Origin of the sequence: Sphingobium aquiterrae, assembly GCF_037154135.1 — a bacterium.
GTDB classification, from domain to species: domain Bacteria; phylum Pseudomonadota; class Alphaproteobacteria; order Sphingomonadales; family Sphingomonadaceae; genus Sphingobium; species Sphingobium aquiterrae.
Genome location: NZ_JBANFL010000030.1, coordinates 15,127 through 26,865, shown reverse-complemented (window position 1 = coordinate 26,865; position 11,739 = coordinate 15,127). Strand labels below are relative to the sequence as shown.

General features: G+C 65.4%; 9 protein-coding genes. 2 read left to right on the top strand and 7 right to left on the bottom strand.

Annotated elements, in window-relative coordinates:
* Window positions 1–15: 15 nt before the first annotated feature.
* Entirely contained in the window at window positions 16–3,006 is a 2,991-nt protein-coding gene (locus WFP78_RS21790) for a glycosyl hydrolase family 28-related protein (RefSeq protein WP_336966514.1), read from the bottom strand.
* Between the two features lie 286 nt (window positions 3,007–3,292).
* Between WFP78_RS21790 and WFP78_RS21785 the strand changes: the two genes are divergently transcribed.
* Window positions 3,293–3,784, top strand: a complete 492-nt coding sequence (locus WFP78_RS21785) for a gluconokinase (protein ID WP_336966545.1) — start codon at window positions 3,293–3,295, stop codon at window positions 3,782–3,784.
* Window positions 3,785–3,956: 172 nt separating this feature from the next.
* On the opposite strand, the gene WFP78_RS21780 is transcribed toward WFP78_RS21785, so the two are convergent.
* The 3 genes from WFP78_RS21780 to WFP78_RS21770 all read right to left on the bottom strand — a co-directional run bounded on the left by WFP78_RS21780 (window position 3,957) and on the right by WFP78_RS21770 (window position 9,175).
* A complete protein-coding gene (locus tag WFP78_RS21780) occupies window positions 3,957–6,944 on the bottom strand; it encodes a glycosyl hydrolase family 28-related protein (RefSeq protein ID WP_336966513.1) in 2,988 nt (995 codons plus the stop codon).
* A gap of 157 nt (window positions 6,945–7,101) precedes the next feature.
* Complete coding sequence (locus WFP78_RS21775) at window positions 7,102–7,779, bottom strand: FadR/GntR family transcriptional regulator (protein ID WP_336966512.1); 678 nt, start codon at window positions 7,777–7,779, stop codon at window positions 7,102–7,104.
* Between the two features lie 49 nt (window positions 7,780–7,828).
* Window positions 7,829–9,175 (bottom strand): GntP family permease, encoded by a 1,347-nt coding sequence (locus WFP78_RS21770; RefSeq protein WP_336966511.1) that lies wholly within the window; start codon window positions 9,173–9,175, stop codon window positions 7,829–7,831.
* A gap of 468 nt (window positions 9,176–9,643) precedes the next feature.
* On the opposite strand from WFP78_RS21770, the gene WFP78_RS21765 reads away from it, so the two are divergent.
* Window positions 9,644–9,910: a helix-turn-helix domain-containing protein gene (locus WFP78_RS21765; RefSeq protein WP_336966543.1), complete on the top strand. Its 267-nt coding sequence runs from the start codon at window positions 9,644–9,646 to the stop codon at window positions 9,908–9,910.
* A gap of 425 nt (window positions 9,911–10,335) precedes the next feature.
* Here the strand turns inward: WFP78_RS21765 and WFP78_RS21760 are convergent, their stop codons facing one another.
* The 3 genes from WFP78_RS21760 to WFP78_RS21750 all read right to left on the bottom strand — a co-directional run bounded on the left by WFP78_RS21760 (window position 10,336) and on the right by WFP78_RS21750 (window position 11,719).
* Window positions 10,336–11,154, bottom strand: a complete 819-nt coding sequence (locus WFP78_RS21760; protein WP_336966510.1) for a transglutaminase-like domain-containing protein — start codon at window positions 11,152–11,154, stop codon at window positions 10,336–10,338.
* A gap of 67 nt (window positions 11,155–11,221) precedes the next feature.
* Window positions 11,222–11,350: a hypothetical protein gene (locus WFP78_RS21755; RefSeq protein WP_336966508.1), complete on the bottom strand. Its 129-nt coding sequence runs from the start codon at window positions 11,348–11,350 to the stop codon at window positions 11,222–11,224.
* Window positions 11,351–11,419: 69 nt separating this feature from the next.
* Complete coding sequence (locus WFP78_RS21750; protein WP_336966507.1) at window positions 11,420–11,719, bottom strand: hypothetical protein; 300 nt, start codon at window positions 11,717–11,719, stop codon at window positions 11,420–11,422.
* Window positions 11,720–11,739: the final 20 nt, after the last annotated feature.

Below are 11,739 nucleotides of genomic sequence, written 5' to 3'. Positions count from 1 at the left end.
CGGAATTCAGCCTGCTCACACGCCCAGGGCGTAAAGCGAATGATGTGTAAGGATGTAGAGGGTGCGCCGGTCGGGACCGCCGAAGATCAGCTGGAGCGGCCTTTCGGGCACGTCGATCCGGTCGATTGCCTTGCCGTTGGGCGCGTAGACGAAGACCTGCCCGTTCGCGACATAGGTCCTGCCGTCGGGACCGATCGCCACGCTCTCGCCGCCGCGATCGGCAATGGGCTTGAGGTCGGTGATGCTGCCGCCGGGGCCAAGCAGCCCGCTATAGGTGCGGTTCTCCGATCCGTTGACGATCGCCACCCGCTCGCCCTGCCTGGCGGTGACGAAGCCATAGGTCTGGAGCGTGTCCGACCAGCGCCAGCCCAGGGGGTTTGCCGGCCCCTGCTGCAGCACCCGGAAAGCCGGGAGGACGAGGCTGCCGTCGGGCGAGACATATTCGCGGGCCTTGGGCACGGCCACGTCGCGCGCGAACATTTCCGCCAGGGTGGTGAATTCATAGGTCTCGGGATTAAGCTGGTCCTTGAACTCGCCATTGTTCCAGACATTGGCGGGCAGCAGCACGGTGGCGCCGGGATGCGCGGCGACCGGGGTCGGCGGGATCAGCCTGATGTCGGCGGAACCCGGCCTCACGCTGTAGACGGTGCCCTCGGGCCCGTCCGATGAAAGCACCAGCAGATTGCCGGACCGGTCGAAGGCGAGGTTCACCGGATCGAGCGGCGCGTCCTGCACGATCTCCAGCCCCTTGTCCGGGGACCAGGCGTAGATGCGGTGGAATTTATGGTCCACGAAATGCAGCTTGCCCGCTGCGTCGACGGCCGCGCCCGAGATGGAGAAGAAATCGCCTTCCAGCTTCTCCACCCTGGCGCCCGCCAGACCCGTCCGTGCAGGAACGGGGCTGGCGGGCACGTCGAGGACGGCGAACTCGCGTTCGCGCACCTCGGATTTGGTCCGCATGTCCTTGATCGCGTTTTCGAACGGGAATTTGCTGGCGCGCAGATAGGTGGCGCAGCCATTGGCGTCGCAGGTCGCATAGCCGCTCTCGCCGTTGACATGGACATTGCGGAAACGGATGTCGCCGGAATTGTAGAGCCTGACCGCCGTGTCCATCGGCTTGATCGATCGGGTGACGCGATAGCCATGATAGTTGGCGAACAGGATGTTGCGCGAATTGCGGATCTCCATCGAGACGGCATCGACGCCGTCGCGCACCTCCTGCTCGGTCTGCGGCGCCAGGAATTCCCAGTTCTCGACGCCGTCGAGCACGATCTCGGCACGGACATGATGCTCGGCCGACAGCTCGTAGACATGGCCGGGCGTCTTCGTGTTCGAGACATGGAAGCCGGCCTGCGAGAAGGTGTTGGGGCTCCAGACCGACGAGAAGGTGCCGCCGCCGCCATCCGTCACCCAGATGCTGGGATATTGCCCATCCCAGCGGTTCATCGGCGCGCCCACGTCCAGCCGCTTGCCGCCCGGCAGGAAGGTGCCGCCGCCACCCTGGATCTTGACGTCGTCCACCAGCGAGTCGGCGCCCGCCTTCCACAGCAGTGCCGTCGCCCGGGGATTATAGCCGCCGGTATAGAGGCCAAGGCCGAAGACGATGGCGTCGCCGCCCCTGGCGCTCTCGATCAGTGGTTTGACGCTGCCGACGCCGGCATAAGCGGGCAGCCCGTCGGGCAGCACAAGCTGCGTCAGGCTGGGGTGCAGCCCGATCAGCACCGTGTCGGGCCGCAGCCGCAGCGTGTCGCTGACCATATAATGGCCTGCGGGGAAATAGAGCACGCGGTGGGTGTCGATGGCTTTCTGGATGGCGGCGCTGTCGTCGGTCGCGCCGTCGCCGCGTGCGCCCAGGGTGCGGACATCGGTCCACTCGCCGGTGCCGGGCAGCGCGCGGATGGCGCGTGCGCGGGGCGCGGGAAGGGCGGGGATGGCCGCCGCCTGCATGTTGGTGGCGAAGCTGCCCATGGTGCCCAGGCCGTCGAGCTTGAGGCCATAGGTGAATTCCGAGACCTTGTAGGTGCCGCCGGCGCCGGCGACGGTCTTGCCGCTGTCGCGGAAGCGGGCGAAGACCGGCACCTTGCTGGCAAGGGCATTCTCGAAGCCGATCTGGGTATAGGCGTTGCCCTCGTTGCTGATGATGACTGCCGCCTTCGATATATTTTCGAAGCGGACATCCTTGCCCCAGAGCCAGTCGCCATAGCCGCGGTCGATGTCGATCCCCACCGGCGTGTCGCGGATGCTGGTGTTGACCAGGGTCAGCCCCGCCTCATGTTCCCGGATCGCCGCATCCCGCTGTCCCTCGAAATGCCCGTCGAGCAGGGTGAACGGCCAGGCCGGAGAGGTTTTTTCGGTGACGATGCCATAGCGGCCGCCGAAGAAGCGGACATTCTCCATCACATTGCCGACATTGTAGACGCCGGCAAAACCCGACCCGATGTGGAAATCGACATGGCTGAGAAAGCTGTGCTGGGCCGTGCGGAAGCGGACCGCCGCCGCCGCCGGGTTGCCCTGGCCGATCTCGAAATCGACATTGCCCAGCGCGGAATAGAAGGTCGAGGAGGTGGCATCCCTGATCTGCGTGCCGGACGGCACCGTGGTTTCCACGGGAAAGGGGATTTTCCCGACATTATATTGATCGTCGCCACTGAAGACGAGCATGGTCGCTACGCCCTTCTGGAAGCCGGGCGTGTTGTCGGCCAGCAGCAGCACGGGGCGCGTCGGGCCGACCCCGAAGATGCGCACGGCGGGCAAGATGTTGAGCGTGCGGGTGATCCGGTATCGGCCGGAGGGCAGGAAGACGATGCCGCCATGCCCGCTCGCCGCCGCGCGATCGATCGCCGCCTGGATGGCGGCGGTGTCGTCGGTCCGGCCATCGCCCTTCGCCGTGACGACGACCGCTGCGGCATCGTTGGGCATGGTCGCAAACAGGGACGTGGATGGGCCGGCGGCGGCGGCGGCCGTGGGCGCCAGCATAACAGCCAATGCGAGCAAACTCGATCTCATGCCATCCTCACCTGATGCAGCCGCAATTTTGAAATTGTCTGGCGGGCGGCAGCCACGGGCGGCCATCCGATTGCACTAAGTGATAGGGCATGGCCGCAGGGGGCGTCATCCGGGACCATGGTCCCAATAGTCCGGGCATGAAATCTGTTGGATATCAGTGTTGTAGTGTTGGGTGTCCGCGCCCCGCAGAACCCATATGCGGCAGACGGATCAGCAGGATTTCAAAGGGACGGATGTGCAGCCGCGATCAGAAGTCAGCGCGATCATGCCGAGGGCGATCTTCATCATGGGCGTGAGCGGCAGCGGCAAGTCGACGCTTGGCGCGCTCCTTGCCGACCGGCTCAACTGCGCCTTTCTGGAGGGGGATTTGTTCCACCTGCCCGCCAGCATCGCGAAGATGGTCGCGGGCAAGCCACTGAGCGACGAGGATCGCTGGCCCTGGCTCGACCAGCTCGGTTCGGCAATGGGCAGGACCATGACCGCCAACGGCGTAGCGGTCGCCGCCTGCTCCGCGCTCAAGCGCAGCTACAGGGATCGGTTGAACATGGCCGTGGGGGGTAAATCCGCCTTCGTCCTGCTCAACACGGACAAGGATGAAATCGCGCGCCGCCTGGGCGCGCGGCAGGGGCATTATATGCCCGTCAGCCTGCTGGAAAGCCAGCTGGCAGCGCTGGAACCCCCATCGCCGGAGGAGCCCGCGCTCATCCTCGACGCGCGGCGCAGCCCCGATGAACTGTGTCGCTCGACCTATGAATGGCTGAGGCAATCATTCCCCTGAAAGAGCCGTGGCCGGGGATTTGCCCGTGCCCCAGGCTGCGTCGCGCCCGTTCCGCCCTTCTGCCGGGCGGCGTGCCGGCATCGACCCCGCAACCCTGAAGCGCCGCCGGATCATCGAAGAAAAATCCCGCCGGCGCCGGGAGGAGGAGCGCCGGCGGGTTGCGCGCGCGGCGTCAGGGCCGTGCGGCGTAAAGCGAATGATGTGTGAGGATGTAGAGGGTGCGTCGGTCTGGACCGCCGAAGATCAGCTGGAGCGGCCTTTCGGGCACGTCGATCCGGCCGATTGCCTTGCCGTCGGGCGCGTAGACGAAGACCTGCCCGTTGGCGACATAGACATTGCCCTTGCTGTCCACCGCCACGCTCTCGCCGCCACGATCGGCGATGGGCTTGAGGTCGGTGATGCTGCCGCCGGGGCCAAGCAGCCCGCTATAGGTGCGATCCTCCGAACCGTTGACGATCGTCAGCCGCGCGCCCTGCCTTGCCGTCACGAAACCATGGGTGTCGAGCGTGTCGGAAAAGCGCCAGCCGATATGGTCGGACGGCCCCTGCTGGAAGGTGCGGAAGGCCGGCAGCACCAAGCTGCCGTCGGGCGAGACATATTCGCGTGCCTTGGGCACGGCCACGTCGCGCGCGAACATCTCCGCCAATGTGGTGAATGCATAGGTTTCGGGGTCGATCTGGTCCTTGAACTCGCCATTGTTCCAGAAATTGACCGGGATCGCGACCATGGCGTCCGGATGCGCGGCGACCGGGGTGGGCGGGATCGTCGTGATCTCCGCGGAGCCCGGCTTCACGCTGTAGACGGTGCCCTCGGGCCCGTCCGACGAGAGGACCAGCAGGTTGCCGGACCGGTCGAAGGCAAGGTTCACCGGATCGAGCGGCGCATCCTGCACGATCTCCAGCCCTTTGTCCGGGGACCAGGCATAGATGCGGTGGAATTTATGCTCGACGAAATGCAGCTTGCCCGCAGCGTCTACGGCGGCGCCGGAGATGGAATAGAAGCCCGTTTCCAGCTTCTCCACCTTTGCGCCCGCGAATGTCGTGGCGGGAACGGGTTTGGGCTTGAAGGGGATGTCGAGCACGGCGAATTCGCGTTCGCGCACCTCCAGCTTGCTGGTCACATCCTGCACGGCATTCTCATAGGGGAATTTCGATACGCGCAGATAGGTGGCGCAGCCATTGGCGTCGCAGGTCGAAAAGCCGCTCTCTGCATTCACATGCACGTTGCGGAAACGGATATCGCCAACATTGTAGAGCTTCACGGCCGCCGGGGCAGGCTTGACCGAGCGGGTGACGCGATAGCCATGATAGTTGGCGAACAGGATGTTGCGCGAATTGCGGATCTCCAGCGCCACGGTGTCCTGGCTCTCGCCGGATTCCTGCTCGGTCTGGGGGGCGAGGAATTCCCAGTTCTCGACACCGTCGAGCACGATTTCCGCCCGGACATGATGCTCGGCCGACATCTGGTAGACATGGCCGGGCGTCCGCGTGTTGGACACGTAAAGGCCCGCCTGCGCATAGGTGCTCGGCGTCCACAGGCTGGTGAACGTGCCGCCGCCGCCGTCCGTCACCCACAGGCTGGGATATTGGCCGTCCCAGCGGTTGAGCGGGTTGGCGTCGGCCGAATGATTGGCGTTGTAGGGGTCGAAGCGCGATCCATCGGCCAGGGTGGTGCCGTGACCGCCCTGGAACTTGACGTCGTTGACAAGGGAGTCGGCGCCCGCCTTCCACAACAATGCGGTCGCCCGGGGGTTATAGCCGCCGGTATAGAGGCCAAGGCCGAAGACGATGGCGTCGCCGCCCCTGGCGCTTTCGATCAGCGGCTTGGCGCTGCCGACCCCGGCATAGGCGGGCGTTCCGTCGGGCAGCACGATCTGGGTCAGGCTGGGGTGCAGCCCGATCAGCACCGTGTCGGGCCGCAGCCGCAGCGTGTCCGTCACGCGATAATGGCCGAGCGGGAAATAGAGCACGCGGTGGGTGTCGATGGCCTTCTGGATGGCGGCGCTGTCGTCGGCCTTGTTGTCGCCCTTGACGCCCAATGTCCGGACGTTGACCCATTGCGCGGTCGGCGGGAGCGGCCTTACGGCGCGGCTACGGGCCGCCGGAAGCGTGGCGATGGCCGCCGCCTGCATGTTGGTGGCAAAGCTGCCCATGGTGCCCAGGCCGTCGAGCTTGAGGCCATAGGTGAATTCCGAGACCTTGTAGGTGCCGCCGGCGCCGGCGACGGTCTTGCCGCTGTCGCGGAAGCGGGCGAAGACCGGCACCTTGCTGGCAAGGGCATTCTCGAAGCCGATCTGGGTATAGGCGTTGCCCTCGTTGCTGATGATGACTGCCGCCTTCGATATATTTTCGAAGCGGACATCCTTGCCCCAGAGCCAGTCGCCATAGCCGCGGTCGATGTCGATCCCCACCGGCGTGTCGCGGATGCTGGTGTTGACCAGGGTCAGCCCCGCCTCATGTTCCCGGATCGCCGCATCACGCTGCCCCTCGAAATGGGAATCGATCAGCGTGAACTGCCATGCGGGGGAGGGTTTTTCCGTCAATATGCCATAGCGGCCACCGAAGAAGCGCAGATTTTCCGCCTCATTGCCGACCTGATAGATGCCGGCCAGGCCCGATCCGATATGGAAGTCGATATTGCTGAGGAAGGCGTGCTGGGCGGCATGGAAGCGGACGGCCGTGGCAGCGGGGTTGCCCTCGCCGATCTCGAAATCGACATTGCTCATCGCCGAATAAAAGGTGCCCGAATTGGCGTCGGCGATCCCCTTGTTGAAGGGCACGCTGCCGGGCACGGGAAAGGGCACTTGGCGGCGGTCGTTCACCTTGGCGCCGGGGAAGACGATCATCGTCTTGACGCCCTGCTGGAAACCGGCCGTGCTGTCGCCCAGCACGAAGACCGGCCGCGTCTTGCCGATGCCGAACAGCCGCACCGCCGGCCAGACGAACAGCGACTGCGTGATCCGGTAGCGGCCCGAGGGCAGGAAGACGAGGCCGCCGCCGTCCCGCGCGGCCGCGGCGTCGATGGCCGCCTGGATCGCCGCACTATCGTCGGCCACGCCATCGCCGCGCGCCTTGACGACGATAGCGCGCGGATCGTCGGGCAGCGCCGTGAAGGCGGAGTCCGCGCCCGCGGCCTGGGCGCCGTTCGCCGTTGCGAGCATCAGCGCCAGGGCGAGGGACGAACCAAAATATCTCCAGGCCGGCCGATATTGCCCCATGCTATCCTCCCATTTGCAGCGGGCGCGCCCGCTTTCTTTATCGCCGGATCAGGCTAGGCAGTCGCCGGCCCATCGTCACCCGGGACCATGGTCCCTGTTTTCACGGCATCAGCCGCTTGCGGCCCTGGGACAGGTGCCAGCGCATGGCGAGGCTGGCGCCATCGGCATCCTGGGTCCGGATCGCCTCCACAATGGCTTCATGCTCGGCGAGCATCGCCTGGATCGCCTCGGGCGGGCGCGAGCGCGAGATGTCGACGCCCGCGCGCATGATCCTGTCCATCTCCCTGTGCATATGATCGAACGTCTCGACAAAGGCGGGGTTGGAGGTGCTGAGCGCGATCACGCGGTGCAGGGCCATGTCCTCAAGATGCGCGGGGCCGTTCGCCAGCAGGGCATCGCACAGCTTGCGCAGCGCCTCCTCTATCGCCGCCATCTGCTCGGGCGTCCGGCGCAGCGCGGCGAGCCGGGCAGCTTCCCCTTCCAGCACGAACCGCACTTCATAGCTGCCCATCGCCGCCGACAGGTCCGACAGGGGCATATGTTCGCCCAGCCGCTCGGACGGCCGTCGCTTGACGAAGGAGCCGGCGCCGCGCCGCGCCTCCGTGATGCCGTCCGCGGCCAGGCGCACCAGTGCCTCCCGAACGATGGTACGGGACACGCCAAAGCTCTCCGCAAGCCGGGATTCGGAGGGGAGGCGGTCGCCCTGCTGCAGGTTGTCCTGGTTGATGAGCGCGACGATCGCCGCATAGGCGCGGTCGGCAAGGCGTTGCTCGCTCATCCTGCCAGCCCCTGTGGGAATGACGATATATGCATGGCCAGATCCTAGATCAGAAGAGGGCGCTGGCGCAAAGGACAAGCAGCAGGCCGATCACAGAGATTGCCGTTTCCAGGGCCGACCAGGTCCTGAAAGTGTCGGCGGTGCTGACGCTCAGATAGCTTTTCACCAGCCAGAATCCGGGATCGTTGACATGGGAGAAGAAAACCGATCCGGCGCCGATGGCGAGCACGATCCACACGGGATCGACGCCCGTGGCCGCGACGATGCCGGGCATGATGCCGGCGGTGGTGATGGTCGCCACCGTTGCCGAACCGGTCGCCAGCCGGATGCCCACCGCGACCAGCCATGCAAGGACGATCGGCGAGATCGCGCCGGTCGACGCAAGCTTCACCAGCAGGTCGGAAAGGCCCGCCGCGACGAGCACCTGCTTGAGCGCGCCGCCCGCCGCGATGGAAAGCAGGATCGCGCCGGCCGGGTGCATCGTTTCGGACCAGATCGCCGTCTGGGTGTCGGCCTTTGCGATCCTGCGGCCGAAGAGCAGGGGGAGGGCGACGAGATTGGTGAAGAGCAGGGCCAGGACCGGGTTGCTTGCCGTGGCCACCCAGGCGAAGCGCGGGGCGATGTCCGGCGGCAGTACGGTGTGCAGCTGGCCGGCGGCGATGAGGACGACGGGCATCAGCACGACGATGAGGGAGCAGCGCTTGGGCGGCGGCGGCGCGGATGTCTCGATCTGTTCGAGGACCGGCGCGGACAGGCGGATGCCGCGCGCGGTGTAGCGCGCCAGAAGAGGGCCGGCGATGATCGCGGTGGGCACCGCGATCGCCAGGCCCCACAGCATCGTGCGCCCCATATCGGCCCCCAGCGCGTTGATGGCGAGCAGCGGGCCGGGATGCGGAGGGACCAGGGCATGGACGACCGAAAGGCCGGTGAGCGCTGGCAGCATCAGTTGCAGCTTGCGTTCGTCCTGCTCGCCCTCGCCCCCCACGGTTGCGGCGGCGGCCGCGACGATGGGCAGCAGGAGGACCAGGCCCGTTTCGAAGAAAAGCGGGAGGCCGATGATCATGGCGATGAACAGGCTGGCCCAGGGCGCCGCTTTCTGGCCGGTGATCCCGAGCGCCGCGCGCGCCAGCGAAGAGGCGCCGCCGGACAATTGCAGCATCGCGCCGAGGGAGAGGCCGAGCGCGACGACAAGTCCGGTGCCGCCCAATATGTCGCCCACGCCCTTTTGCACCGCCTTGGCGGTGTCTTCGGTCGACAGGCCCGCGATCAGGCCTGTCGCAAAGGCGCCGCATAACAGCGCTATGAACGGATGGAGGCGGCCCTTGACGATCAGCAGGACGGACAGGCCGATGCCGCTGACGGCCGCGACGATGAGCTGGAGGTCGTCACCGTGCATGGCGATTGCCGATCTTTACCGGGTTGATCTTTGCCAGGCCGACCTTCGCTGGACCGATGTTGGCCGGGATGGGTCTTCCCGCGGCATGAGTCGCCATGAACATCCGGTGCCGTGTCGCGCCCATCGACCTCTCCCTCCTGTTTCGCCTGCTGTTCAGCGCTTTGTCTGATTGCCCATATCTGTATGACAGATTTTACCGGTCGTCACCAAAAATCAACGTATTGACCCAGGTAGTTTGCGATATTAGGGTAAACCTGTCCAACTGATTCTGGCATATGTCATTGTGACGGGCCGGATCTTGGGTTCAGGAAATGCCGGTGGATCGACCCATGCAACAGGGCAATCCGGTGAGCGGTGGAAAGGATGAGGGGTGCTATGAAGATGGTTGCCAGGGAATCCCGCGCAGCATCGGCCACGATCGCGCGGCACGGTCAGCAGGACAATTCCGTGCGGCTGACGCCGACCCAGATGCCCGTGCGGCTCACGCCAACCCAGATGAAGGTCATGCGTGGCGTGCATCTTGGGCTCCTCAACAAGCAGATCGCCTATGACATGGGCATCGCGGAGAAAACCGTGAAGGCGCATATGACCGAGCTGATGCGCCGGCTCAACGTCAGGAATCGCACGCAGGTGGCGATCGCGGCGCACGCGGTGCTGGATCAGCCCCAGCCTGTCGACGGCAAGGCCAGGGGCAAGGATGCGCCACGCGCCAGGGAAGCCGAAGCCGCGATCTGATATCGGCGGCACAGGCGCCTGCACGAGACGAGAGACCGTGCATGGCGCTGGTGAACCCCTGTTTTTGAAAGCGTCCCGCGACATCGCGGCAAGGGACGCCTGATCTTCCGCTGCCACGGCGGATCGCGCCGTTTCCGGCAACCATGATGGCATAGGGGATGGCGCGAACCGCGCTTTGGGCAGGCGCGTCAGTCATTGTCCGGGAACGGGCGCCGGGCTCCCGAATGGACTGGCCAGCCTCGCGCCGATTCCCCGGTCACGCAGCAGCAGCTTCGTCGCCCCCAACGGCGCGCGTCCTGCGATCGGCGCCGGGCGTCGCGGCGTTGGAACATGATCCGATCGGATCGAATCGGATCATGTTTTTCTTCTCTTGTGATCGCATCGTTTCTTGCGAAAAACCGGTTCCCGCTTTTCGCACGATGCGCCTAGGCCGGGGGCAACCGGTCTTCGTCGGTATAGATATCGAAGCGGGTGAGGATGGCTGTCCCGAATGCGGTGGTGAGCGCCGCGTCGGTAGCGTCCCGTCCGCGGGCCATCAGGATGCGGCCCCGGCGCGGCCGGTTGTGCCGCGCGTCGAACGTATACCACCGGCCATCCAGATAGGCTTCGAACCAGGCCGAGAAATCCATGTCCCCCTCCAGCGCCGGCAGGTCCATGTCGCCCAGATAACCGGTGCAGTAGCGCGCGGGGATGTTCATGCATCGGCACAGGGCAATCGCCAGATGCGCATAATCCCGGCACACGCCCGTCCCCTCGACATAGGCATCCCACGCCGTCTTGGTGATCCGCGCGGCCATATAGTCGAAGGCGATCCGCTCATGCGTGAAGGAGACGATCGCCTGCACCATCGCCCAGCCGCCCATCATGCCGCCGAAGAGCGACCATGCGATGTCCGTCAGCCGATCCGTTTCGCAATAGCGGCTGCCAAGCAGGTAGAGCATGACCTCGTCGGGCAGCTGCTCGATCGGCACTTGCCGGGCGTTCGGCGCCACGATGTCCGGTTCGAAGGGGTCTTCGATCAGGAAGCCCGTCGATATCGTGGTGTCGCCGGTCGGCAGCGTCAGCCGCGTGCAGATGTTCCCATAGGCATCGACATAGTCGTAGAGCGGGATGTCTGGCGTGGTCATGATCCGCTGGGCGGTCCGCAGATCCTTGTTGCGCGAAGGATGGATGCTGAGCGCGGCCAGCATCGGGGTAGGGTGCTCCGTCCTGAAGCCGATATTATAGCCAGCGCGTATCAGCATAGGGTGCCTTTTCCTTCGTAGGGTGGGAATGGGGGCGGGAATGGGGCCGGCGCGAGGCCGGCCGGATTCAGCTCTTCAATGTCACCATGCCGACCGGTCCGGGCTTTTGCGAGGGGTTGGACGCGTTCTGCTTCTTGGGCTTTTCGGCCTTGGGTTTGCGGACTTCGCGGTTCGATTTTTTCTGACTTTTGGCCATGGATTTTTCCTTCGGGAGATGATGCTGGAGGCAGGGGCGGCCTCCATCGCCAGGGACGCGCGGCCTTGGCTAGGTCGGCAAGGGCTGCGCGCGGTCGGGGGTCTCGGCTGCAAAGCCGCGATCGGGATTCTCGCTGAAATGCCGATCCTCAAGGTCGGGCGTGTCGGGCGTTTCGGGGAGCGTGGGCGCCGGGCGTCGAGACAGGGCGGTCGATTGGCGTCGTTCACGCTTCTGCGCGCTGATGCCTTCCAGCCGCCAGATCTGTGCGGCCTTCGTCGCAATGATGCGGACATTCAGGAGTTCAGCGCCCGCCGCCCGCGCCAGCTGGATTTTTTCCTGTGCCTGGCACAGCTTGGATGAAGGATGCATGATGTTGCTCCCAAAAGCAG